Source organism: Yersinia aleksiciae (assembly GCF_001047675.1).
In the GTDB taxonomy this organism is placed as follows: Bacteria; Pseudomonadota; Gammaproteobacteria; order Enterobacterales; family Enterobacteriaceae; genus Yersinia; species Yersinia aleksiciae.
The window spans coordinates 1,621,594-1,648,123 of sequence record NZ_CP011975.1; the positions used below are offsets into that span (position 1 = coordinate 1,621,594).

Below are 26,530 nucleotides of genomic sequence, written 5' to 3' on the forward strand. Positions count from 1 at the left end.
CGACTTCACTGGCAATCTAGAATCTGGCTTGTTACATTTTTGTAACTCATTATTACTTCACGGAGTCGTTCATGCTCAATCGACTGGAAAGCTTGACTCAACGCGTTGGCGGCAGTAATGAATTAATTGATCAATGGCTTCATGCTCGTAAAGAGCTCTTAGTTTCGTATTGCGCAGTGATCGGTATTAAGCCGCGAAAAGAAAAGCATACCCCGCTTAATGAAAAAGCGCTGGAGAACTTTTGTCATAACTTGGTGGATTATCTCTCTGCTGGTCATTTTCACATCTACGACAGAATTATCAAGCAGGTAGAAGGCGAGTCCAGCCCAAGAATGGCGCTGACCACCAAAGTTTACCCTGCGTTAAAAAATAACACTCAAACTATCATGTCATTCCACGATCGTTATACAAATACTGAAATCGATGACGATGATAGCTGCACCGAGTTCCAGCAGGCGTTATCCGATATCGGCGAAGCTCTCGACGCCCGTTTCCAGTTAGAAGACCAGTTAATCAAATGGGCAGCAGAGTCCTGGCAAGCCGCCCAACCAGAAAATACGTAGTACGTGAGGATTTGGAGCACCGCCCAAATTCAAAGTGGCAAGTAAAATAGCTTACAACCCGTTTACGCTATTGTAGTTTTAATACAACCTCATATACTGAGGACTCTTGTCGGAGTGCCTAGCGCAGGCTTTTTTAGGAAAGCAAACGCAGGCTGAGACCGTTAATTCGGGATCCGCGGAACCTGATCGGGTTAGTACCCGCGAAGGGAACAAGAGTAATTTATCGCTACAGGACCGGTCTTCCCCTTCACAGGTGGCTTCCGGTCACTGGCCAACATCGTTACTCCCGCCAAGCTCCAGACAAGCAATTTTCCCTATACACCACACTGGTAGGAATTTGCTATGTCTAATAATACAACGTCAGCCACCACTCAAAACCCATCGCGCCCGCGTAAAGGCATCCCTCGTAAACAACAGCGCGAAGAAGCCCAACAGTTTATTGATAGTTTACAGGGCGTCACCTTCCCCAACTCCCAGCGCATCTACCTGCAAGGCTCACGACCTGACATTCAGGTGCCGATGCGTGAGATCCAACTTAGCCCGACCTTGATCAGCGGCAGCAAAGACGATCCTCGCTACGAAGATAACGAAGCCATTCCGGTTTACGACACCTCCGGCCCTTATGGCGATCCCCTCGCCAAATTGGATGTCCATGTGGGGCTGCCCAAATTGCGGGCCAGCTGGATTGCCGATCGTCAGGATACCGAAGTCCTTACCTCAGTCAGTTCAGGCTTTACCCAGCAGCGCTTAGCGGACGAAGGTTTAGATCATCTGCGCTTTGAGCACTTACCGAAGCCGAAAAAAGCCATCGAGGGCAAGTGCGTCACCCAACTGCACTATGCTCGCGCAGGGATTGCCACGCCAGAAATGGAGTTTATCGCCCTACGTGAAAATATGGGGCGAGAAAGAATTCGTGGCGAAGTCTTGCGCCACCAGCACCCTGGGCAGAATTTCGGGGCCAATTTGCCGGAAAATATTACGGCAGAATTCGTGCGCCAAGAGGTTGCCGCAGGCCGCGCCATCATCCCCGCCAATATTAATCACCCAGAAGCTGAACCCATGATTATTGGTCGCAATTTCTTGGTCAAAGTGAATGCCAACATCGGCAATTCGGCGGTGACCTCCTCCATCGAAGAGGAGGTGGAGAAGCTGGTGTGGTCAACCCGCTGGGGGGCCGATACCGTGATGGATTTGTCTACTGGCCGCTATATCCATGAAACTCGCGAATGGATTTTGCGTAACAGTCCGGTGCCGATCGGAACAGTGCCTATCTATCAAGCGCTGGAAAAAGTGAATGGCGTGGCTGAAAATCTGACCTGGGAGATGTTCCGCGATACCTTGCTGGAGCAGGCGGAGCAAGGGGTGGATTACTTTACTATCCACGCAGGTGTGTTGCTGCGCTATGTGCCGATGACCGCCAAACGCCTAACCGGTATCGTCTCTCGCGGCGGTTCTATCATGGCGAAGTGGTGCCTGTCCCATCATCAGGAGAACTTCCTCTATCAGCATTTCCGCGAGATTTGCCAAATTTGCGCCGCTTACGACGTTTCACTATCACTGGGTGATGGCTTGCGCCCCGGTTCTATTCAGGATGCCAATGACGAAGCCCAATTTGCTGAATTACATACGCTGGGTGAATTAACCAAGATCGCTTGGGAATATGATGTTCAAGTGATGATCGAAGGCCCCGGCCATGTGCCGATGCAGATGATCCGCCGCAATATGACCGAGGAGCTGGAGCACTGCCACGAAGCGCCGTTTTATACCTTGGGGCCGCTCACCACCGACATCGCACCGGGTTACGATCACTTCACCTCGGGCATTGGAGCGGCAATGATCGGCTGGTTTGGTTGCGCCATGCTCTGTTACGTCACACCAAAAGAGCACCTGGGCCTGCCGAATAAAGACGATGTAAAACAGGGGCTGATCACCTACAAGATCGCCGCCCACGCGGCTGATCTGGCCAAAGGCCACCCCGGCGCGCAGATCCGCGATAACGCCATGTCGAAAGCCCGGTTTGAATTCCGCTGGGAAGATCAGTTCAATCTGGCCCTTGATCCCGAAACCGCGCGCGCCTATCACGATGAAACCCTGCCACAAGAGTCGGGCAAAGTGGCCCACTTCTGTTCCATGTGTGGGCCAAAATTCTGCTCAATGAAAATCTCGCAAGAAGTGCGCGACTATGTTGCTACACAGGAACATGCTGCTGCACAGGAACAAGCCGCCGCACCAGAACAGACCTCAGCACAAAAACCGGCTGTCACGGCGCAACCCATCCAGATTCAACAAGCAGGTATGGCGCAGATGTCGGCGGAATTTCGCTCTCGTGGCAGCGAGTTGTACCACAGCGCCAACATCCGGCAGAGCGAGGTCAACGATGAACAAGCCTAACGCCCCCTTTGCCGCCACTGAACACCGACTGGGTTTGTACCCAGTGGTGGATTCGCTGGTCTGGATCACCCGGCTATTAGCCAGCGGCGTAACCACCCTCCAACTGCGGATCAAAGATCTTGATGAGACACAGGTGGAGCAGGATATTGCCGCTGCTATTGAATTGGGTAAACACTATAACGCCCGCCTATTCATCAATGACTATTGGCGGCTGGCGATTAAGCATGGTGCTTACGGTGTGCATCTGGGGCAAGAAGATCTGGCGATCGCCGATTTAGTGGCGATTCAGCAGGCCGGATTGCGGCTGGGCGTGTCGACCCACGATGAGCATGAGTTGGCGCGAGCCCGTGAACTGCGTCCTTCCTATATCGCCCTCGGCCATATTTTCCCGACCCAAACCAAGCAGATGCCCTCTGCCCCGCAAGGAGTAGAAGCCTTAACACGACAGGTGAGCAACACGCCGGATTACCCCACAGTTGCCATTGGCGGTATCAGTTTGGCGCGCACTCCTCAGGTGCTCGCCAGCGGCGTAGGGAGTGTGGCGGTGGTCAGTGCCATCACGCAAGCCGCCGACTGGCAGCTCGCGACCGCGCAGTTATTGCGACTGGTGGAAGGTAAGGAGCCAACTTATGCAGGATAACACATTGAGTGATCAAGATTTTCTACGCTATAGCCGCCAGTTGCTATTGGAAGATCTTGGCCCCGAGGGGCAGCAAAAACTGAAACAAGCCAGCGTACTGATTGTCGGCCTGGGTGGCCTTGGCTCGCCAGCGGCACTCTATCTTGCCGCCGCTGGCGTAGGAAAATTGTGGCTGGCAGATGATGATGCCTTAGAGATAAGTAACTTACAGCGGCAGGTGCTCTATCGCACGGCAGATATTGGTCAAAGCAAGGCCAAATTGGCTCAGCGACATTTGCAAGGTCTGAACCCGCAGATCGAGGCCATCACTCTCGACCAGCGGCTGACGGGCAGCACCTTAACCGATGCCGTCGCGGCAGTGGATTTAGTGCTCGATTGCTGTGACAACATGGAAACCCGCCATCAGGTGAATGCCGCCTGCGTGCAAGCGGGCAAGCCACTGATCAGCGGCAGTGCCGTCGGCTTTAGTGGTCAGTTGCTGATTATCGAACCCCCTTACGCCCACGGCTGCTACGCCTGCTTGTATCCCAGCAAAGAGACGCAACAGCGAAACTGCCGCACCGCCGGTGTATTGGGGCCGGTAGTCGGAGTGATCGGCACCTTGCAGGCATTGGAGGCGATCAAAATGTTAGCGGGGCTGCCCTCGGCACTCAGTGGCAAATTACGTCTTTTCGATGGCAAACAGCAAAGCTGGAGCACGCTACAACTGAGCAAAGCCAGTCATTGTCCGGCTTGCGGAGGCAGAGCGTGAAGATTTCACTCAATGATGAATTGATCGCGCTGGAGAATCCGCTGACAGTGCAGGGGCTGTTAACTCAACTGGGTTACAACCAGCCGGGTAGCGCGCTGGCGATCAATCAAACCATTATCCCCCGTGATACTTGGCACGACCGCCTATTGCAGGACGGGGATGACATTTTGCTGTTTCAAGCTATTGCGGGAGGCTGACATGCTGAAAATTGCCGATACTACTTTTACCTCAAGATTATTGACCGGAACCGGAAAGTTTTCGACGCCCGCACTGATGTTGGCGGCGCTACAGGCGTCCGGTTCGCAGCTCATCACCATGGCGATGAAGCGGGTTGACCTGAAATCAGGCAACGATGCCATTCTCGCCCCCTTGCGCCAGTTGGGTGTGCGCTTGCTGCCCAATACCTCGGGGGCGAAAACCGCCGAGGAAGCGGTGTTTGCGGCGCGTCTGGCCCGTGAAGCGCTCGGCACCCATTGGGTGAAATTGGAGATTCACCCGGACGTAAAGTATCTGCTGCCTGACCCAATAGAAACCCTGAAAGCCGCTGAAATATTGGTGAAAGAGGGTTTTGTGGTATTGCCTTACTGCGGCGCGGACCCGGTTTTGTGCAAGCGACTGGAGGAAGCGGGCTGCGCCGCCGTCATGCCATTGGGCGCGCCTATTGGTTCAAATTTGGGATTACGCACCCGCGATTTTCTGCAAATTATTATCGAGCAAGCTAAGGTGCCAGTGGTGGTTGATGCCGGTATTGGTGCGCCAAGCCATGCGCTTGAGGCGATAGAACTGGGTGTGGATGCTGTGCTGGTGAATACCGCGATTGCTGTCGCCCGTTCGCCAGTGCAAATGGCCCACGCTTTTCGGCTGGCGGTGGAGTCCGGCGAGTTGGCACGTCAGGCGGGGTTGGGGCCTTCACAACGTCAGGCCACGGCCACCAGCCCGCTGACCGGATTCCTCAGCCAGTTGGAGGAGAATCATCATGTCTGAAGATTTTAGTCATCACTGGCAGCAATTGGATTGGGATGATATTTCGCTGCGCATCAATGCTAAAACCGCCCGTGATGTCGAACGGGCGATTAATAGCAGCAAGCCCGACCGAGAAGATCTGATGGCGCTGATTTCACCGGCCGCGCTGGCCTATCTGGAGCCAATGGCGCAAAAAGCGCAACAACTCACTCGCCAACGTTTCGGGAATACCGTGGGTTTTTATGTGCCGTTGTATCTCTCCAATCTGTGCGCCAATGATTGCACTTATTGCGGTTTCTCGATGAGTAACCGCATCAAACGTAAAACGCTGGATGAAACGGAGATCATCCGTGAGTGTGAAGCCATCAAAGCGCTGGGCTTCGAGCACCTGTTATTGGTCACTGGGGAGCATCAGGCAAAAGTGGGCATGGATTACTTTCGTCGCCACCTGCCCACTATTCGCAGTCGTTTTAGTTCACTGATGATGGAGGTGCAACCACTGGCCGAAGAGGAGTATGCGGAGTTAAAAACGTTGGGATTGGATGGCGTGATGGTTTATCAGGAGACTTATCACCCCGCGACTTATCGGCAGCATCACTTACGGGGCCATAAGCAGGATTTCCATTGGCGACTGGCGACCCCCGATCGCTTAGGGCGGGCCGGGATCGATAAGATCGGATTAGGTGCATTGATCGGGCTATCCAATAGCTGGCGCACGGACTGCTATATGTTGGCGGAACACCTATTCTACCTGCAACGGACTTATTGGCAGAGCCGCTACTCAATCTCCTTCCCACGTTTGCGGCCCTGTGCTGGCGGCATTGAACCGGCATCACTGATGAGTGAACCACAACTGCTGCAACTGATTTGTGCTTTCCGTCTGTTTGCGCCGGAGGTGGAGTTATCGTTATCGACGCGTGAATCGCCGTTCTTCCGCGATAATGTGATTCCGGTGGCGATCAACAATGTCAGTGCAGGCTCTAAAACCCAGCCTGGCGGTTATGCTGATGATCACCCTGAGCTGGAACAGTTCGCCCCCCACGATAATCGTTCGCCGCAACAAGTGGCCCACGCCTTAACACAAGCAGGGCTACAACCGGTTTGGAAAGACTGGGATCGTCATTTAGGGCGCGTAATCTCCTAACCGGGACATTGGTGTACTGAAAAATCGAGTAGGAGACAAAAGAGCTGAGTACGGAAGAGCGAGAACGCATTACCCGCCTGTTATACAAAGAAATGCAGGAAATCTACTATGGCCGTAACGTGCCAGAAGTGTGATAAATCGTAGGTAATATCAGCCTTTAAAATCCCGGTTTTTAGCCGGGATTTTTTGTTAACGTTAACGTAACCAAAACGGTAGATCATCTGGGCCAAGAGCATCATATTGAGCTAATGATCGGTGTTGATCGTCTAAATATAAAGGCATGTCTGTGATCACTACTCTTAATGGCTCATACTGATAGTTAGGATAAGATTTAAATTCTTCGAACATTACTTCCGCAGACTCAAGACATTCGAAAAATGCACTAAAATAGCGCGAGAAAATATCAGCAAGTGTCAACAACTCAGGATTCAACTTACTATTTTTATGCCCTACTTGATTAACCTTGTCCCATTCAACAGATGAGTTTGGCAGTTCTGTAAATAATTGCCTTACCTGCATCATCTGATCCTTGGCAGCCAATGCTTCTTCCTGCTTTAGATAGCGCTTATAAAGTCGATCAGTTAAAAGGTGCCAGTTTTGTTTTGGATATTTCCATTCGGAAAAAAATTTCAAACATTCAAAAAACAATGCAACATCATTGACTGTGCCGAGTTCAACTGTAAGAGCTCCTCCGCTAAATCCTATGTGTCTCATTCTGATTTAAACCTTACCGATGAAATGGATACTGCACCGTTTGATTTCTCAACAATACCTCGTCTGATCTCAGCTTGTTGTTTAGCTGTTACCACTTGTCCCCTAACATCAATGACAACCTCTTGTCGCATCCCTGTGGGAAGGTTTTTCTGCCTTTCAATCGCTTGTGCGGCAACATTATTAATCAAGCCATTTTTGTTTGTGACAATGTTATAATTTTTTACTTCGACACTGCAAACATTGCCATGACACCAGTCTGGCCGAACGCTACCTTTAGTACCATAAGGAACTTCCTGACCATCTTTGAAGGAGATTTGCTCCCGCCATCCATCCCCCAAGTCTTTCCCTACATCAACTTCTGACTGCCTATGAGCAGGGCGCGATGCTGGAGCAACGTCATCAATTTCAGCTAGTGCTTTTTTTACCCCAAACTTCTCAACCTGCTTACTGGCAAAACGCACACCTTTCGCCGTGATACTCGCAGCACCCGCGGTGGCACCGACCGCGCCTGTGGCGTAGCCACCAAACTCCAACAGCAGCTTACCGGCTTCTCTTCCTGAATCATAGGCTCCCCTCACGCCGGCCCGCTGGTAGTGGGCCTCCATTCTGTTAATCCGGGCCAGCCAGTCTTGCTTAACACTTTGCACCACCGTGACAATAACATCATCACTGTTAACCAGCTCTCTCAGTGCGGCAATAGCCTGCCGAGGCTCTTTTAGCATCCCCAGCAATTCAACGGCGCTGTCGTAGAGCCCTTCTGGCACTCCTGCAACAATGCCGGCCGCAAAAGCCCCGTCCTGTGTGGTGCTGGTCAGCCCCCAGTCAATAAAGACTTTGCCCTTATCCGCCAATGTTTCAGCCGCCGCCATTTCAGCTTCCATCAGCTTTTGTTGATGGTGGCTGAGATAGTTATAACGAAATGCAGTTTCGGCGGCATTGGCACCACTGTAGGCACCTTCCGATGTGCCAGTAAATACCGCCCCTACCACACCACCGAAGAACCGAGTTAGCTGGGCTTGACGCTCAGACTTCGCCTGCCACTGTTGCGAGCCGATGAAGTTTTCCCCCATCACCACCCCAGCCAGCTCTGCTGCCAGTGCGCCTGCGGCGGCACCTTTGGCATTGCCACCGCCGATTTCTGCAGCGATACCGGCCATCATCGCATGGCTGACCGCTTTGCCGGGCGCGCCCAACACCGCACCGTTATTGCCAATCAGATTGGCCCCTTCGGCGTGTAACTGGCCGCCAATATTGGCGAGCAGCGCCACGGTCAGATTATCTTTAAAACTGCCGCCGTTGATGCCCGTGTTCAGGCTGGAACTGATGATAGATTGACCCGCGACCCGCTGTGCAACTTTGCTCCAGTCGCCATTGCTCAGCCGTGGCAGTTTGGCGGCAGTGGCTCCGTCAGCGGCGCTCTCCCACCCCATCAGCCCATCAAATCCGCTCAGTGCGCCACCCAGTGCCATCGAGGTGACCAACGATTTTACCGATGATTGACTGCCCAGATCTTTGAAGGTTTGGGAGAGATCCCCCTGATTATTGACCAGTGCGACCGCGGCCTGCGACGCCAGTGCGGAGATCCCCCCAGTCACTGCGCCGCCCGCGACACCGCCGCCCACAGCACTGTTGGCGGTGGCAACCAGCCCCGATCCCGCAGTGGCGACGGCCACACCAATACCAATGACCGCAGCAACCACCGGGTTTAGGTGCTCGCTTTGGTGATCCCAGTGGTGGTAGGCATCCATCACTTTTTGCCACTGCACGTCATCGCGCAGGTACAGCTGTTTCAGCCATTGGTTACCGGGGAGGGCTGCCAGTTCATTAACCGCCGCCTGGACCGATTGGTTATTTCTGGCCTTAACATCAGCGCTGATACCTTGTGCGGCATTAACGGTTAACTCGCCGCCGGTATAGATGGCGGGCAGTACCCATTTGCCCTGCTGATAGCCGTTATCGGTCTGTTTGATGTAAAAACCTTTCGCCAGCGTGGTTTTTTGCGCGAAAGTGGCGTCTTTTACCGCGTCGAAAATCACTTTGCCGTGGGTGCTGGTGAGCCTGGCATTCTGCCCGGCGGCGATTTTGCTGGCCTGATAGGTGCTGTCATCGCGGCTTAACAGGCTAATATCACCTTCGGCGGTGAATTCCGTGACTTTATTGATGCTGGAGTGGCTGACATTATGGTGCGACTTTTTCCGCCCATACCATGTGCGGGTGGTCCAGTGCGCTTCCGAGTGGCTGGTCTCTTCCATCGCTTGGGCGAATAAGTAACCGCCTTCAGCGGCGATGTCCATGACACTTTTAGCCACCAGTTGAGTGGCCTGAAACAGAATGCTGCCGTTTGAAATCAGTGTCAGCGCACCGCCACTGCTCAGTTGCGTCGGCTGTTGCAGCTTTCTATAACTGAAATTATCGCCGCCGCCCTGATGCTCTTCGTTAAGCAACGACTCAAAACGCATATTGTTGCCAGAGGTTAGCGTCATGTCGTGGCCGGAAGCCAGTTCAGCGCCATAGGTCAGCAGTTGATGGTTCGCTGCCGCGTTGAGTTTTCCCCCCGCCTGCAAGCGGGTGACCCTATGGCGATCCCGACGTGGGGCAACAGCCGGATAAGGTACCGCCGCCAGTTGGATATTCTGACCGGCCAGCAAAGTCATATTATTATCCGCGGTGATCTCCGTGGTCTGAGCCAGAATATCGCGGCCGGCATTGATTAGGATATTGCCGTTGGCACTTATCTTAGTATCGAGTTCAGGGGTGCGTGAGTCGGGGAAGAACAGGTATATATCATCATGTGGATAGTTGTACTCTTCTATTGTGGCAGGGTTATCAGATATAAATGAGATATCGCGCGCCGTCAGATCAATATCGTGAGTAGAGTGCAGGTTAATATCTCTCCCCGCGTCCAGCGTGATTCCCTTTAGCGACAGGCTATTACCGGAATTTATATTAATATCCGCACGACTTTTTAATTTCCCCGGTAACGTGAGCAATTGATTAAACAGCTGTATATTCTGCTCGCGAGTGAAAATTTTTCTGTCATGAATGGGTTCTATCAGATCTTTGCTGTGCGTAATGTTAATATCTTGACTTGCCGATAAGTTAATATTACCGGCAGGATGCAAAAGCGTATCTATCAAATTAATATCATTACCGGCCATCGCAGTGAAATCACCAGTTGCATTGATCTGGCTGATAATTCGTTGTTGATCAGGTTGAAGATAATGTGCTCTGTCATATATTGGCTTGAATTCAACATTCCCTTGGCGACTAAGCAACGTGATATCCCGTCCAGAAATTTCACCGTGTATCCCATTAATATCATTGAGTGCTGCAAGGGAGACATCTCTACCTCGCAGCGCACTGTTATTTAAATAAATATTATCTTCAGCAATTAACGTGATATCACCACTGGCATGTATCAGTTCATTATTGGTGGTTATAGTATTGGCATTTAATAGGATGTTTTTACCCTGTAGGATAGGTTGAGTCAGTTCTTTTAACTCTAAGATTGTATAGAACCTATTATCACTTTCCGGGATCTCCGTGGATAAATTAATACGGCTATTAAAATCAAGCACAATATTCCCCCCAGCAGTGATGGCGGCAGGATATTTTTCAGCTTCACTCCATGGGGCGTACCACTCAGTTATCCTCCCATAATTTTCATCACGCATTACTCCTCGTACTTCATAATCATAAATATCATCCTGTACCCAGTTACTGTGGCTACGGTTTAAAAAGTCATTCCCTGTGAGAAAAATATCTTTTTTTGCCCCAACATTACTGACATTGTTAGTTAGCTGGTCAGAATTGATATACAGATTATTACCGGAGTAGAGTGTGGCAGCAGGTGTTTCCGCTGTTATCTCATACAAACTTCTCTCTGTATTTAATTTATATAAAGACCATTGCCCAAGTATATGAACAGTTCTGAAATCTGCGATGCCGAACCATCCTGTAGGACCTTCACCGTGAAGTTGTTGTTTAGAAAATGTTGCTACTGTCTTATATGGGTAATGATTCTCATCGTAAGCATAAATCATTGCGCTGGTCGAATCTGGTGTTAATTCTCTCCATTCTGCGTTAAATACCTGACGGGTATTTTCCAGCTTATCTGTACGAATAATTAAATCACCGACGCCGGTTTTAATGCTGCCGGACTTATTTTCAACCAGTGCATTTTTATTCCCTGCAGCATCTTTTTGTATCCACATCTGGTTATTCGCATACAGTTCAGCCGATGGCCCCGTATTACGTACCTGATGACTGAATAACCGCATATCACACTCGGCTTTCACCTGACCAAAATTATTAAGTTCAGTCGTCGCTAAGGTAATATCACGCCCACTGCGTAATTGACTGCCCGCAGCGACAGTGGTCTTTTTGCCAATAACATTGAGATCTTTTTTCGCCGTCACATTGCCGAAAGTCAGATCCCCCGCAGTATCTATAGTGATATCACCTTGATGACTGACGATATTGTTAAGATTGGCAGCAACGTCTTTTTCCGTGATAACCAGTCGGATGCGATTGGCGTACATGCCGCCCACGTTTTTGGTGTCCAGTGCCAAGACCGGAGCCGCACCCGTTGCTGTTTGTGGCTTAATACGACCCAGTTGGTCATCAACCTGATTAACGCCCAAAATAACATCAAGGTGATTGGCCCGGACTTCCCCCTCAAGTGCCAGAGAGCGGCTGATCAGTTGGGCATAATCTTGTGATTGGCTATCGAACCCTTTATCACCGACGGTGATGGTTCCGCCCATCACATTGAACCGCTCCAGCTCACCTTGCGGGCTCAATATCGGTGTACCCGTGGTTAAGGTGATGCCGCTGGCATTGATAAAACTACAACCATTGCAAGTCAAACCATTAGGGTTGGCGATAATCACATCGGCTTTCTGGCCGAAGATCTCCAGCTTACCCGCCAGTGTTGTCGGCTTGTTGCTGATGACTTCATTGATGATTAATTTCGCACTCTCGCCATTAAAATGGGGATTGGCTGCCAACCGACCTGCCAGCACAGACTGCCCCGCCTCTGTGGCATTATTCAGCACGATTCCGTTAGCGCCGACATTAAGTTCGCTATAGGGGGTATGGGAAACTCCATTCGCATCGGGCGCACGGATAGCAATCACTGGCAGAAACGCCGGTGTTTGCTGAGCGGCGATGACCGGGTGGAGGGGTTGTATTGCGGTAAGATAAATCAGTAGCCAGCTGGCCAGCTGGCCAGACGCCTAAATCGATAAGCATTTCCTTCCATAAGATCACCTTCCTGGTGTTGCGTGGGTTATCAGCAAACTCGCTATCTGACAGGCAAACAGCACGTGAGCCGGAGAGAACAACTCACGCATTAGCCTACGCAATTTGGGGTGAAAATCTTATTGTGGTTTGGCTGATTTAATATTTTAACAGCTTATTATTTCGACTATTTATGATTAGCGCCCCATCAAAAAATGTAAATCGCCCGGTGGAATAAGTGGGCTAATAGGGTTACGGGTGTGTAGGGGCTTTCACCGCCAAGTCGCCTTTTATTCACCACAGCCAAAGGGCTGCGCCGTCAAGACACTACGCGCCATGCCCGCGCATAACAAAAAAAAACCGCTCCCGAAGGAGCGGTTTTTAGCTTGGTGACGAACAAAGAGCTTAGTCTTTGCTGTTACCGAAACCGGCGTTGAGCAATTCAGCCAGGTTAGCCGTTGCTTCATCCGCGCTAACTTGCGGAACAGCTTGTACTTCACCTTGAGCTTTACGGCGCGCACGATCCTGATGATAAGCGTAACCGGTACCGGCTGGAATCAGACGGCCCACGATAACGTTCTCTTTCAGGCCACGCAGTTCATCACGTTTACCGGCAACTGCCGCTTCGGTAAGAACGCGCGTGGTTTCCTGGAACGAAGCCGCAGAGATGAAGGACTCGGTCGCCAAGGATGCCTTGGTGATACCCAGCAGGTCACGGGTAAACGTGGCCTCGATTTTGCCTTCAGCTGCCAGCTTACGGTTAGCGATTTTAACGCGAGACATTTCTGCCTGCTCGCCTTCCAGGAAGTCGGTGCTACCTGCGTCAACAATGGTGCCTTTACGCAGCATCTGACGAACGATAACTTCAATGTGTTTATCGTTAATCTTAACGCCTTGCAGACGGTAAACTTCCTGCACTTCGTTGGTGATGTAACGAGTAACCGCATGAACGCCACGCAGACGCAGAATGTCGTGTGGAGATTCTGGACCGTCGGAGACCACGTCACCGCGTTCTACAATTTCACCTTCGAACACGTTGAGCTGACGCCATTTCGGAATCATCTCTTCGTATGCATCGCTACCATCCAACGGTGAGATCACCAGACGACGCTTGCCTTTGGTCTCTTTACCGAACGAGATGATCCCGCTGATTTCAGCCAGGATTGCAGGCTCTTTCGGACGACGTGCTTCGAACAAGTCAGCAACACGTGGCAGACCACCGGTAATATCCTTGGTACCGCTTGATTCTTGCGGAATACGCGCCAAGGTATCACCCGCACCGATCTGAATGCCGTCTTCCAACTGTACAATCGCTTTACCTGGCAGGAAGTATTGAGCAGGCATATCTGTACCTGGGATCAATACGTCGTTACCTTTGGCATCAACGATTTTCAGTGCTGGACGCAGGTCTTTACCGCTACCGGTACGCTCTGCTGAATCCAGAACCACCAGAGAAGACAAACCAGTCAGTTCATCGGTCTGGCGAGTAATGGTCTGGCCGTCAACCATGTCCGCGAAGCGAATGAAACCGCTCACTTCGGTCACAACTGGCATGATGTGCGGATCCCAGTTAGCAACAGTTTCGCCGCCAACCACTTCTGCACCATCACCTTTGCCCATTACGGCACCGTAAGGCACTTTGTAGCTCTCTTTAGTACGACCGAATTCGTCAATCAGCTTCAGCTCGGTATTACGAGAAGTAATAACCAGCTTGCCCGCTGCATTGGTGACGAACTTGACGTTGCTCAGTTTCAGCGTGCCTTTGTTCTTAACCTGAATGCTTGATTCTGCCGCCGCACGAGATGCCGCACCACCGATGTGGAACGTACGCATCGTAAGCTGGGTACCCGGCTCACCGATGGACTGTGCTGCAATAACACCAACCGCTTCACCTTTGTTGATGATGTGACCACGTGCCAGGTCGCGACCGTAGCAGTTAGCACACACACCGAAATCGGTTTCACAGCTTACAACTGAACGAACTTTAACGCTGTCGACGGAGTTCTCTTCTAACAGATCACACCATTTTTCGTCCAACAGGGTGTTACGCGGAACCAGGATATCAGCCGTACCCGGCTTGATAACTTCTTCAGCGGTCACACGACCCAGAACGCGATCGCGCAGTGGCTCTTTAACATCGCCACCTTCGATAACCGGAGTCATCACGATACCATTATGGGTACCGCAGTCATCTTCGGTTACAACCAGATCCTGTGCCACGTCAACCAAACGACGAGTCAAGTAACCGGAGTTCGCAGTTTTCAATGCGGTATCCGCCAAACCTTTACGCGCACCATGCGTTGAGATGAAGTACTGAAGTACGTTCAAACCTTCGCGGAAGTTCGCGGTGATTGGCGTTTCAATGATCGAGCCATCTGGTTTAGCCATCAGGCCACGCATCCCTGCCAGCTGACGAATCTGTGCAGCAGAACCACGCGCACCGGAGTCGGCCATCATAAAGATGCTGTTGAAGGAGACCTGCTGTTCGATTTCGCCTTTGCTGTTAACGACGTCTTCTACAGACAAGTTATCCATCATCGCCTTGGCAACACGTTCGTTGGCCGCGGCCCAGATATCGATCACTTTGTTATAACGTTCGCCTGCTGTCACCAGACCGGATTGGAACTGCTCCTGGATCTCGGCAACTTCAGTTTCAGCTTCTTCGATGATCCCTGCTTTCGCATCTGGGATAACCATGTCATCGATACCTACAGAGGCGCCTGAGCGTGCTGCGTAAGCAAAACCGGTGTACATGATCTGGTCAGCAAAGATAACCGTTGGTTTCAAGCCCAGGATGCGGTAACAAGTGTTCAGCATCTTGGAGATGGCTTTTTTGCCCAACGGCTGATTAACGATAGAGTAAGGCAGACCTTTCGGGACAATCATCCACAAAATGGCACGGCCGACAGTCGTATCGATAATGCTGGTGCGTGTTGTGCTTTCGCCTTCGATATTACGAATTTCTTCAGTAATACGGACTTTTACCCGGGCATGCAGAGATGCCAAGCCAGCGCGATAAATACGCTCAGCTTCTTTCGGGCCAGTCAGAACCATGCCTTCGCCTTTGGCGTTAACACAGTCACGAGTCATGTAGTACAGACCCAATACAACGTCCTGAGAAGGAACGATGATTGGCTCGCCGTTCGCTGGTGACAGGATGTTGTTGGTAGACATCATCAACGCACGTGCTTCTAACTGAGCTTCCAGTGTCAGCGGTACGTGAACAGCCATTTGGTCACCATCGAAGTCGGCGTTGTATGCCGCACAAACCAATGGGTGCAACTGGATTGCCTTACCTTCGATCAGAACCGGTTCAAACGCCTGGATACCCAAACGGTGAAGGGTTGGTGCACGGTTCAGCAGTACTGGGTGTTCGCGGATAACTTCATCCAGGATATCCCAAACAACCGCTTCTTCACGCTCAACCATCTTCTTGGCCGCTTTGATGGTGGTAGCAAGACCACGCAGTTCCAGCTTGCCGTAGATGAACGGTTTGAACAGCTCAAGAGCCATTTTCTTAGGCAGACCGCACTGATGCAGACGCAGGTATGGACCCACGGTGATAACCGAACGGCCTGAGTAGTCAACACGTTTACCCAGCAAGTTCTGACGGAAACGACCTTGCTTACCTTTGATCATGTCAGCCAGTGACTTCAACGGACGCTTGTTAGAGCCGGTAATCGCACGACCGCGACGGCCGTTATCCAGCAATGCATCTACTGCTTCTTGCAGCATACGCTTTTCGTTACGTACGATGATGTCAGGAGCAGCCAAGTCCAGCAGGCGCTTCAGACGGTTGTTACGGTTGATCACGCGACGATACAAATCGTTCAGATCAGAAGTCGCAAAGCGACCGCCATCCAATGGAACCAATGGACGCAGATCTGGCGGCAATACAGGCAGCACGGTCAGGATCATCCACTCTGGCTTGTTGCCAGACTGTACGAACGCTTCCAGCAACTTGATACGCTTGGTCAGCTTCTTACGCTTGGTTTCAGAATTTGTTTCGTTCAATTCTTCGCGCAGGATCTCGCACTCAGCTTCCAGATCCATGTTTTTCAACAGGGCTTGAATAGCCTCGGCGCCCATTTTCGCGTCGAACTCATCACCAAACTCTTCCAACGCGTCCAGATACTGCTCTTCAGTCAGGATCTGACGACGTTCCAGGTTGGTCATGCCGCCTTCGATAACCACATAGGATTCGAAGTACAGAACACGTTCGATGTCACGTAATGGCATATCCAGCAACAAACCGATGCGTGAAGGCAAGGATTTCAGGAACCAGATGTGCGCAGTTGGAGAAGCCAGCTCGATATGACCCATACGCTCACGGCGTACTTTGGTTTGAGTCACTTCAACGCCACATTTCTCACAAATAACACCACGGTGTTTCAAACGCTTGTACTTACCGCACAGGCATTCGTAATCTTTTACTGGGCCAAAGATACGGGCGCAGAAAAGGCCGTCACGTTCTGGTTTGAACGTACGGTAGTTAATGGTTTCCGGCTTTTTAACTTCGCCGAACGACCAGGAACGGATCATGTCTGGCGATGCCAGAGCAATTTTGATCGCATCAAACTCTTCGGTCTTAGTTTGCGCTTTCAGAAACTTTAATAAGTCTTTCACGGATTGGCTCCTGTCGGAGTTAGACCTGATAGGCGCCCAAACCTAAGAATATAAAAACCTAGGTTTGAGCGCCCCTGTGACCAGTGCGAACCACCAGCAAACTCCCGGCTATGAGAGCTTGCCGTCTGGTGAAGATTTACTCTTCTTCCAGCTCGATATTGATGCCCAGCGAGCGGATTTCTTTCAACAATACGTTGAAGGACTCCGGCATGCCTGGTTCCATACGGTGATCGCCATCCACGATGTTTTTGTACATCTTGGTACGGCCGTTTACATCGTCGGACTTGACGGTAAGCATTTCCTGCAATGTGTACGCGGCGCCATAAGCTTCCAACGCCCACACTTCCATCTCACCGAAGCGCTGACCACCGAACTGAGCTTTACCACCCAGCGGCTGCTGAGTAACCAAGCTGTAAGAACCGGTAGAACGCGCATGCATTTTGTCATCAACCAAGTGGTTCAGTTTCAGCATGTACATGTAGCCGACAGTAACCTGGCGCTCGAACTGCTCACCGGTACGGCCGTCAAACAGAGTAATCTGACCAGAAGTTGGCAGGCCACCCAGCTGTAACAGTTCCTTGATCTCTTTCTCTGTCGCGCCATCGAAGACTGGAGTTGCGATTGGCATACCTTTTTTCAGGTTCTCAGCCAGACGCAGTACTTCATCATCGGTAAAGGTGCTCAGATCAACTTTCTGACAAACGTTGTCGCCCAGATCGTAGGCTTTCTGGATGAACTCACGCAGTTTGGCAACTTCTTCCTGCTTCTTCAGCATGGCGTTGATTTTCTCGCCGATGCCTTTCGCTGCCATCCCTAAGTGGGTTTCCAAAATCTGACCGATGTTCATACGCGATGGTACGCCCAGCGGGTTCAGAACGATGTCTACCGGCGTACCGTTTTCATCGTAAGGCATATCTTCGATCGGGTTAATCTTGGAGATAACACCTTTGTTACCGTGACGACCGGCCATCTTGTCACCCGGTTGAATCTGACGTTTAACGGCCAGATACACCTTGACGATCTTCAGCACGCCTGGTGCTAAATCATCACCTTGGGTGATCTTACGACGCTTGGCATCCATCTTCTTCTCGAATTCGGATTTCATTTCGTCGTACTGCTCTGCCAACTGTTCCAGCTGGTTTTGCTTGTCTTCGTCGGTCAGGCCCAGTTCGAGCCAGCGATCACGTGGTAACTTGCTCAGCTTGTCAGCTTCGATGCCACCAGAAACCAGTACTGCATGGATACGTGCAAACAGGCCCGCTTCCAGGATCTGCAACTCTTCAGTCAGGTCTTTCTTAGCCTGCTTCAGTTGCATCTCTTCGATTTCCAACGCACGCTTGTCTTTTTCTACGCCATCGCGAGTAAAGACCTGCACGTCAATAACCGTACCGGAAACACCGTTTGGTACACGCAGAGAAGAGTCTTTAACGTCAGACGCTTTCTCACCGAAGATCGCACGTAACAGCTTCTCTTCTGGGGTCAGTTGGGTTTCACCTTTAGGTGTCACTTTACCTACCAGAATGTCGCCGCCAGTCACTTCAGCACCGATATACACGATACCGGATTCATCCAGTTTGGAGAGCGCAGCTTCACCCACGTTAGGGATGTCGGCGGTGATCTCTTCAGGCCCTAACTTGGTGTCGCGAGACACACATGCCAATTCCTGAATGTGGATAGTCGTGAAGCGATCTTCTTGCACCACGCGCTCGGAGACTAAGATGGAGTCTTCGAAGTTGTAACCGTTCCAAGGCATGAAGGCTACGCGCATGTTCTGACCCAATGCCAGTTCGCCCAAGTCTGTTGATGGGCCATCTGCCAGCACGTCGCCGCGCTCGATTGGCTCACCCAGATTCACACACGGCATCTGATTGATGCAGGTGTTCTGGTTAGAACGGGTGTATTTGGTCAGGTTATAAATATCAATGCCTGCTTCGCCCGGATACATTTCGTCTTCGTTAACTTTGATAACGATACGGGATGCATCTACGTACTGAACAGTACCGCCACGTTTGGCTACAGAGGTTACCCCTGAGTCAACCGCTACTGCACGTTCCATACCAGTACCTACCAGCGGCTTATCAGCACGCAGAGTAGGAACCGCCTGACGTTGCATGTTCGCGCCCATCAAGGCACGGTTGGCGTCATCGTGTTCCAGGAATGGAATCAGAGAAGCACCAACGGATACGATCTGCTGGGTAGATACGTCCATGTAGTCAACCTGGTCGCGGCTGAACAGGCTTGATTCGCCTTTGCTACGACAAGTGACCAAGTCTTCCAAGAAGCGACCTTCATCATCCAGGTTGGAGTTCGCCTGAGCGATAACGAAGTTGCCTTCTTCAATAGCAGACAGATAGTTGATTTCATCAGTCACCACACCGTCACGTACACGACGATATGGAGTTTCCAGGAAACCATACTCATTGGTCTGTGCGTACACGGACAAGGAGTTGATCAGACCGATGTTTGGACCTTCTGGCGTTTCGATTGGACATACACGACCGTAGTGAGTCGGATGAACGTCTCGAACTTCAAAGCCAGCACGTTCACGGGTCAAACCACCCGGGCCCAATGCAGAAATACGACGCTTATGCGTGATTTCAGACAGCGGGTTGTTCTGGTCCATAAATTGTGACAACTGGCTGGAACCAAAGAACTCTTTCACCGCGGCCGAAATTGGCTTGGCGTTGATCATGTCCTGAGGCATTAGAGTGTCGAGGTCGCCCAGAGACAAACGCTCTTTAACTGCACGCTCAACACGAACCAGACCTACACGGAACTGGTTTTCAGCCATTTCACCAACGGAACGAATACGACGGTTGCCTAAGTGGTCGATATCATCCACTTCGCCTTTACCGTTACGGATATCGATGAGCTTTTTCATCACTTCTGTGATGTCTTCTTTGCTCAGGATACCGGAACCTTCGATCTCGTCACGCAGCAGTGAACGGTTGAACTTCATCCGGCCAACCGCAGACAAATCGTAGCGGTCTTCAGAGAAGAACAGGTTCTCAAACAGATTTTCAGCTGCTTCACGTGTTGGTGGCTCACCAGGACGCATCATGCGGTAAATCTCAACCAGAGCGCTCAGACGATCGCTGGTTGGGTCAACACGCAGGGTCTCGGAAATATAAGCACCGTGATCCAGGTCGTTGGTGAACAATGTTTCGATTTGCTTGTGACCAGACTGGCTCAGCTTAGCAAGCAGATCCAGTGACAGCTCCATGTTGGCTGCACAGATCAGTTCGCCAGTGTTCTCATCGATGTAGTCTTTTGCGACCACTTTGCCAGCAATGTATTCAACCGGAACTTCGATGCGATCAATGCCGTCTTTTTCAAGCTGACGAATGTGGCGAGCAGTAATACGACGCGCTTTCTCGACGTAAACTTTGCCATTCGCTTCAATATCAAAGGATGCCGTTTCACCGCGCAGACGCTCTGGAACCAACTCCATCTGCAGCTTGTTGTCACGAATCTCAAAAACCACTTTGTCAAAGAACAGATCCAGGATCTGTGTAGTGGTGAAATTCAATGCACGCAGAATGATGGTTGCAGGCAGTTTACGACGACGGTCAATACGGACAAACAGGTTGTCTTTCGGGTCGAACTCGAAATCTAACCATGAACCGCGGTAAGGGATGATACGTGCGTTATACAGCACTTTACCCGATGAATGGGTTTTACCCTTATCACTGTCAAAGAATACGCCAGGACTACGATGCAGCTGAGATACGATAACCCTCTCAGTACCGTTAATGACAAAGGTACCGTTCTCGGTCATGAGTGGAATTTCACCCATGTAGACTTCTTGTTCTTTGATGTCTTTAACCGTACCTTCCGGAGCTTCGCGCTCATAGATTACCAGACGCAGCTTAACGCGCAGCGGTGCGGAATAAGTCACACCACGGATCTGGCACTCTTTGACGTCAAATACTGGCTCACCAAGACGGTAGCTAACGTATTGCAGCTCCGAATTGCCGCTGTAGCTCTGGATTGGAAAAACAGAACGGAATGCTGCTTCTAGGCCGTGCTGCCCTTCGGGATCTTGCTCGATAAATTTCTGGAACGAGTCAAGTTGGATAGAAAGGAGATAAGGTATGTCCAAAACTTGTGGACGTTTACCAAAATCCTTACGAATACGTTTTTTCTCGGTATAGGAGTAAACCATAGGGTTCCTCAGCTCGCTGATCAGTGACCCACTCTGTCCGCCCTAACACTAGGACAGGTCATGCAACACTATTATTTTGATCGAGAAGTCGAAACACTTCTCGGAATACTCTTTTCTATCACTCTTAAACCATTTCATCGCGTTACTTTAACTACCGAGCTACCCGAGTGGGTCGTAGCTGAGAACGCAGTATATTAAGTCGTCAAATAGAAAGGAATATTGGGGGTTAGTCAGTCGCTAAACAGTGTGAAATGCAACTGACGCCCTACAGCGCAAAAAGGCTGATGACTAAAAAGTCACCAGCCATCAGCCTATAAGTTAGGCTGCGAACTCAAAGCTAAACTTACTTGATCTCAACAGAAGCACCAGCTTCTTCCAGAGATTTTTTCAGAGACTCAGCTTCGTCTTTGTTCACGCCTTCTTTCAGAACTGCAGGTGCAGATTCAACCAGGTCTTTAGCTTCTTTCAAGCCCAAGCCAGTTGCGCCGCGAACAGCTTTGATTACTGCAACTTTGTTGTCGCCGAATGAAGCCAGAACAACGTTGAATTCAGTTTGTTCTTCAACAGCTTCAGCAGCAGCAGCAGGACCTGCAGCAACAGCAGCAGCAGAAACGCCGAATTTCTCTTCCATAGCAGAGATCAGTTCAACGATTTCCATTACAGACAGAGCTGCAACGCCTTCCAGAATTTGGTCTTTAGTGATAGTTGACATAACAAGTGTTCCTAAAATACAGAAATAGTTAATACGTTAAAAAGCAATGACTAAAAAAGTGAGGGCGATTAAGCCGCTTCAGCTTCTTTCTGGTCACGCAGCGCAGCCAGAGTACGAACCAATTTGCCAGCAGCGGCTTCTTTCATGGTTCCCATCAGACGTGCGATTGCTTCTTCGTAGGTCGGCAGAGTTGCCAGGCGGTCGATCTGAGCCGCAGGGATTAACTCGCCTTCAAAGGCTGCTGCTTTAACCTCAAATTTTGCATTATCTTTAGCAAATGCTTTGAACAGACGAGCAGCTGCGCCCGGGTGCTCAGTAGAGAATGCAATCAAGGTTGGACCAACAAACGTGTCTTTCAGGCATTCGAATGGAGTGCCTTCAACAATGCGACGCAGCAAGGTGTTACGAACAACTTGCATGTGAACGCCAGCTTCACGACCTGCTTTACGCAGTTCAGTCATTTTATCAACGGTAACGCCACGAGAATCCGCAACAACCGCAGACAGCGCACCTTTGGCTACTTCTTTAACTTCAGCAACAATCGCTTGTTTGCCTTGAAGATTTAGTGCCATTAGTTCTTGCTCCTGGATTAACCGGGGAGTAATTCCCCGGAACTCACGTCACCCAACACACTACAAAATGCAGCGAACGGGCGTTGAAACACGGTGAGCAGAATCCAGCAAAGACTATTCTTTTCAATTCTTTATAAAAAAGAGAAAAAATTTCTTTAGGTTCTGTCACCGTCTACGCAGGAGATTAAGTTCTTTGCAGAACACCTGCGGTCTTGGACGGAGGCTTGGATAAGGCCAAGCTCCAACCGAAAAATTCTGTTTTCTGTTGAGAGAAAAAACACCATCAACAGAAGCATGGGCGTAAGATTCTAGACAAACCTTACGCCCACGTAAAGCGATAAAAGCAAATAGTGATTAGTTCACTACTGCAGTCAGGCCGCTTTGATCAATAGCAACGCCGGCGCCCATGGTAGTGGACAGGCTGATTTTCTTGATATAAACGCCTTTCGCTGTAGCTGGTTTAGCTCGCTTCAGCGCAACAATCAGTGATTCCAAGTTTTCTCTCAATTTCTCTGAGTCGAAATCAACTTTACCGATTGTTGTGTGGATAATACCGTTTTTGTCGTTGCGATAACGAACCTGACCTGCTTTAGCATTCTTAACTGCTTCAGCCACGTTAGGAGTAACAGTACCCACTTTAGGGTTAGGCATCAGGCCACGTGGACCCAAGATTTGGCCCAATTGACCAACAACGCGCATTGCATCCGGGGAAGCAATAACAACGTCGAAGTTCATTTCGCCTTTCTTGATTTGGTCAGCCAGATCTTCCATACCTACCAATTCAGCGCCTGCTTCTTTCGCAGCTTCAGCGTTTGCACCCTGAGCGAAAACAGCAACGCGTACTGAACGGCCAGTACCATGTGGCAACACAGTTGCACCACGAACGTTCTGGTCAGATTTACGTGCGTCGATACCGAGGTTAACGGCAACGTCCACGCTTTCTACGAATTTAGCAGTAGCCAGCTCTTTCAGCAGGGCAACAGCTTCGTTGATATCGTATTGCTTAGTAACATCAACTTTGTCACGGATCACGCGCATGCGCTTGGTCAGCTTAGCCATTTATTAACCCTCCACTACCAGGCCCATGGAACGAGCAGTACCTTCAATTGAACGCATCATGTCGTCAATTGAAGCACCAGTCATATCCGCAGCTTTGGTTTCTGCGATTTCACGAACCTGAGCACTGGTCACGGTCCCTACTTTGTCTTTGTTCGGCTTGCCGGAACCAGACTTAATACCTGCCGCTTTTTTCAGCAGAACTGCTGCTGGCGGGGTTTTAGTAACGAAAGTGAAAGAGCGATCAGAATAAACAGTAATAACAACAGGGATCGGCAGGCCTTTTTCAATGCTTTCAGTCTTAGCATTGAACGCTTTACAGAATTCCATGATGTTAACACCTTGCTGACCCAAAGCTGGACCAACTGGTGGACTTGGGTTCGCCATACCAGCCGCAACTTGCAGCTTGACATAGGCTTGTACTTTCTTAGCCATTTACGATTTCCTCGATTTGGGTAATATCGCCTCGCTTGAGGCTCCCCGTGTTTTGTCTCGCTTAGGGTTTGCCACGGATGACAAAAGCAAAACATCTAAAAACAAAAGGCGCGAAATTATATTGTAATTTCGCGCCTAAGACAAGACTCAAATTTCAACCATTGCCGAAAAATGAATCAGCCTTTTTCTACCTGACTGAAGTCCAGTTCGACCGGTGTTGCACGACCAAAGATGGAAACAGACACTTTCAAGCGGCTTTTTTCGTAATCCACTTCTTCAACGACACCGTTGAAGTCGGCAAACGGACCATCGCTAACACGTACCAGTTCGCCTGGTTCAAACAGTGTTTTAGGACGTGGCTTATCACCCACTTGTTGAAGGCGATTCATAATCGCATCAACTTCCTTATCACTGATTGGTGCTGGGCGATCGGATGTACCACCGATGAAGCCCATAACACGTGGCACGCTACGCACTAAGTGCCAGCTGGCATCGTTCATCACCATCTGAACCAGTACATAACCTGGGAAGAATTTGCGTTCACTTTTACGGCGTTGACCACCGCGAATCTCGACGACTTCTTCCGTTGGAACCATGACTTCGCCAAACAGCTCTTCCATGTCATGTAACTTGATGTGCTCGCGCAGCGATTGAGCTACACGGCCTTCAAAACCGGAAAACGCCTGAACGACGTACCAACGCTTTTTTGGTGCTTCAGACATCTTAGAACCTCAGGCCAGTAATAAATGATACCAAGCGGACCAGGATACCATCTAGCCCCCATAGAATCAGTGACATTACAGCAGTTACCGCAGCAACGATTAACGTTGTGTGCAGCGTTTCCTGACGGGTAGGCCAAATCACTTTGCGCACTTCCGTGCGTGCTTCACGAGCAAACGCTACAGTGGCTTTACCTTTTGCCGTCATCAGCGCAACAGCACCGGCAACAGCGATAATTACTACAACTGCCAACGCGCGCAGCGGCAAGCTGAAATCACGGTAATAATAATTGCCAACAATAGCTGCAACTAATAATACAGCAACGATTAGCCATTTAGCCGTTTCCAGGCCGCGTCCGCTCCCTGGAGCCTCGGTATTCGCACTCATAAACCAACCTGTCACTATGATTCAAAACAAACAACTTTGCTTCGCATCGCAAAGCAAACCAAGCCGAAGGATGCTCTAGAGACTCTCTAATCGGCACCATTCAGCACTATTCGCCGTACTTCCAGAGCCCATCTCACCGGTAATTATGATAAAAAACTACTGATGAGATAGGTTCTAGTATGACAACGTAGAAAAAGGGCATCAAATGATGCCCTTTTATCGCATGTCGCGTCAAATCTTATTCAATGACTTTTGCAACAACGCCCGCACCAACAGTGCGACCGCCTTCACGAATGGCGAAACGCAGACCGTCATCCATTGCGATAGGGGCTATCAGGTTAACAACCATTTGAATGTTATCACCAGGCATCACCATCTCAACGCCTTCTGGTAGCTCTATAGTACCGGTTACGTCAGTTGTACGGAAGTAGAACTGAGGACGGTATCCTTTGAAGAATGGCGTATGACGGCCACCTTCATCTTTGCTCAGAATATAAACTTCTGATTCAAATTTGGTATGTGGCTTGATCGAACCTGGTTTAGCCAGTACCTGACCACGCTGCACATCATCACGTTTAGTACCACGCAATAGAACACCGACGTTTTCGCCAGCACGACCTTCGTCAAGCAGCTTACGGAACATTTCAACGCCGGTACAAGTCGTTCTGATGGTATCGATGATACCCACAATTTCGACCTCTTCACCGACTTTGACGATGCCGCGCTCTACACGCCCCGTCACCACAGTACCGCGGCCGGAGATAGAGAACACATCTTCAATTGGCAGCAGGAACGGACGATCAATCGCACGTTCTGGTTGTGGGATGTAGCTATCCAGCGCTTCGGCCAGCTCAATAATTTTGGCTTCCCACTCTGGCACACCTTCCAACGCTTTCAGCGCAGAACCGCGGATAACCGGAGTGTCATCACCTGGGAAATCGTATTGAGACAGAAGTTCACGCACTTCCATTTCAACTAACTCCAGCAATTCTTCATCGTCAACCATGTCACATTTATTCAGGAAGACGATAATGTAAGGCACGCCAACCTGGCGACCCAATAGGATATGCTCACGCGTCTGTGGCATTGGGCCATCGGTTGCAGCAACAACCAAAATAGCACCGTCCATCTGCGCAGCACCGGTAATCATGTTTTTAACGTAGTCAGCATGCCCTGGGCAGTCAACATGCGCATAGTGGCGCGCCGGGGTGTCATATTCAACATGTGAAGTGTTGATGGTGATACCACGGGCCTTCTCTTCCGGAGCGTTGTCGATCTGGTCGAATGCACGAGCACTACCGCCGTAGGTTTTAGCCAATACGGTAGTAATTGCAGCAGTTAGGGTAGTTTTACCATGGTCAACGTGGCCGATAGTACCCACATTAACGTGCGGTTTTGTACGTTCAAACTTTTCTTTAGACATCGATTGTCCCTCTAAGACACGGAATCG

At 50.3% G+C, this 26,530-nt stretch carries 18 protein-coding genes, 1 pseudogene and 1 riboswitch; of the genes and pseudogenes, 8 read left to right on the forward strand and 11 right to left on the reverse strand.

Going from position 1 to position 26,530, the window contains the following annotated elements:
* The first annotated feature begins 71 nt into the window (after positions 1–71).
* The 8 genes and pseudogenes from ACZ76_RS07430 to ACZ76_RS19045 form a co-directional block, all read left to right on the forward strand.
* Positions 72–563, forward strand: coding sequence for an Rsd/AlgQ family anti-sigma factor (locus ACZ76_RS07430; protein ID WP_048618169.1), 492 nt, complete (start codon positions 72–74; stop codon positions 561–563).
* A 100-nt stretch (positions 564–663) separates the two neighbouring features.
* A riboswitch (TPP riboswitch) is annotated at positions 664–789 on the forward strand.
* 116 nt (positions 790–905) lie between these two features.
* Positions 906–2,954 (forward strand): phosphomethylpyrimidine synthase ThiC, encoded by a 2,049-nt coding sequence (gene thiC, locus ACZ76_RS07435; protein WP_048618171.1) that lies wholly within the window; start codon positions 906–908, stop codon positions 2,952–2,954.
* Positions 2,941–3,594 carry a thiamine phosphate synthase gene (gene thiE, locus ACZ76_RS07440; RefSeq protein ID WP_048618174.1) on the forward strand — a complete coding sequence of 218 codons (654 nt, stop codon included), beginning with the start codon at positions 2,941–2,943 and terminating at the stop codon, positions 3,592–3,594. The genes thiC and thiE overlap by 14 nt, the downstream gene beginning before the upstream one ends.
* Positions 3,584–4,345 carry a HesA/MoeB/ThiF family protein gene (locus tag ACZ76_RS07445; protein ID WP_048618175.1) on the forward strand — a complete coding sequence of 254 codons (762 nt, stop codon included), beginning with the start codon at positions 3,584–3,586 and terminating at the stop codon, positions 4,343–4,345. The genes thiE and ACZ76_RS07445 overlap by 11 nt, the downstream gene beginning before the upstream one ends.
* Complete coding sequence (thiS, locus tag ACZ76_RS07450; RefSeq protein ID WP_048618177.1) at positions 4,342–4,542, forward strand: sulfur carrier protein ThiS; 201 nt, start codon at positions 4,342–4,344, stop codon at positions 4,540–4,542. The genes ACZ76_RS07445 and thiS overlap by 4 nt, the downstream gene beginning before the upstream one ends.
* Position 4,543: 1 nt before the next feature.
* Positions 4,544–5,329 (forward strand): thiazole synthase, encoded by a 786-nt coding sequence (locus ACZ76_RS07455; protein ID WP_048618179.1) that lies wholly within the window; start codon positions 4,544–4,546, stop codon positions 5,327–5,329.
* A complete protein-coding gene (gene thiH, locus ACZ76_RS07460; protein WP_048618181.1) occupies positions 5,322–6,452 on the forward strand; it encodes a 2-iminoacetate synthase ThiH in 1,131 nt (376 codons plus the stop codon). The genes ACZ76_RS07455 and thiH overlap by 8 nt, the downstream gene beginning before the upstream one ends.
* A gap of 38 nt (positions 6,453–6,490) precedes the next feature.
* Positions 6,491–6,586 (forward strand): annotated as a pseudogene (locus ACZ76_RS19045) (adenosylmethionine decarboxylase); the annotation flags it as partial.
* Positions 6,587–6,647: 61 nt separating this feature from the next.
* On the opposite strand, the gene ACZ76_RS07465 reads toward ACZ76_RS19045, so the two are convergent.
* The 11 genes from ACZ76_RS07465 to tuf form a co-directional block, all read right to left on the reverse strand.
* On the reverse strand, positions 6,648–7,166 hold the full coding sequence (locus ACZ76_RS07465) for a hypothetical protein (protein ID WP_048618183.1): 519 nt from the start codon (positions 7,164–7,166) through the stop codon (positions 6,648–6,650).
* The gene (locus tag ACZ76_RS07470) at positions 7,163–12,304 is read right to left on the reverse strand and encodes a DUF637 domain-containing protein (RefSeq protein ID WP_327213644.1); all 5,142 of its coding nucleotides are present in this window, start codon (positions 12,302–12,304) and stop codon (positions 7,163–7,165) included. The genes ACZ76_RS07465 and ACZ76_RS07470 overlap by 4 nt, the downstream gene beginning before the upstream one ends.
* 508 nt (positions 12,305–12,812) lie before the next feature.
* Positions 12,813–17,033 carry a DNA-directed RNA polymerase subunit beta' gene (rpoC, locus tag ACZ76_RS07475; RefSeq protein WP_048618185.1) on the reverse strand — a complete coding sequence of 1,407 codons (4,221 nt, stop codon included), beginning with the start codon at positions 17,031–17,033 and terminating at the stop codon, positions 12,813–12,815.
* 136 nt (positions 17,034–17,169) lie between these two features.
* On the reverse strand, positions 17,170–21,198 hold the full coding sequence (gene rpoB / locus ACZ76_RS07480) for a DNA-directed RNA polymerase subunit beta (protein WP_048618187.1): 4,029 nt from the start codon (positions 21,196–21,198) through the stop codon (positions 17,170–17,172).
* 343 nt (positions 21,199–21,541) lie between these two features.
* On the reverse strand, positions 21,542–21,910 hold the full coding sequence (gene rplL, locus ACZ76_RS07485) for a 50S ribosomal protein L7/L12 (protein WP_004876762.1): 369 nt from the start codon (positions 21,908–21,910) through the stop codon (positions 21,542–21,544).
* Positions 21,911–21,978: 68 nt separating this feature from the next.
* Positions 21,979–22,482: a 50S ribosomal protein L10 gene (gene rplJ / locus ACZ76_RS07490; protein ID WP_004876760.1), complete on the reverse strand. Its 504-nt coding sequence runs from the start codon at positions 22,480–22,482 to the stop codon at positions 21,979–21,981.
* Between the two features lie 354 nt (positions 22,483–22,836).
* On the reverse strand, positions 22,837–23,541 hold the full coding sequence (rplA, locus tag ACZ76_RS07495) for a 50S ribosomal protein L1 (protein ID WP_004876758.1): 705 nt from the start codon (positions 23,539–23,541) through the stop codon (positions 22,837–22,839).
* A 3-nt stretch (positions 23,542–23,544) separates the two neighbouring features.
* Positions 23,545–23,973, reverse strand: a complete 429-nt coding sequence (gene rplK, locus ACZ76_RS07500) for a 50S ribosomal protein L11 (protein WP_004393384.1) — start codon at positions 23,971–23,973, stop codon at positions 23,545–23,547.
* Positions 23,974–24,149: 176 nt separating this feature from the next.
* The gene (nusG, locus tag ACZ76_RS07505; RefSeq protein WP_002210671.1) at positions 24,150–24,695 is read right to left on the reverse strand and encodes a transcription termination/antitermination protein NusG; all 546 of its coding nucleotides are present in this window, start codon (positions 24,693–24,695) and stop codon (positions 24,150–24,152) included.
* Between the two features lies 1 nt (position 24,696).
* On the reverse strand, positions 24,697–25,080 hold the full coding sequence (secE, locus tag ACZ76_RS07510) for a preprotein translocase subunit SecE (protein ID WP_004704671.1): 384 nt from the start codon (positions 25,078–25,080) through the stop codon (positions 24,697–24,699).
* Between the two features lie 238 nt (positions 25,081–25,318).
* The gene (gene tuf / locus ACZ76_RS07515; RefSeq protein ID WP_032898571.1) at positions 25,319–26,503 is read right to left on the reverse strand and encodes an elongation factor Tu; all 1,185 of its coding nucleotides are present in this window, start codon (positions 26,501–26,503) and stop codon (positions 25,319–25,321) included.
* Between the last annotated feature and the right edge of the window lie 27 nt (positions 26,504–26,530).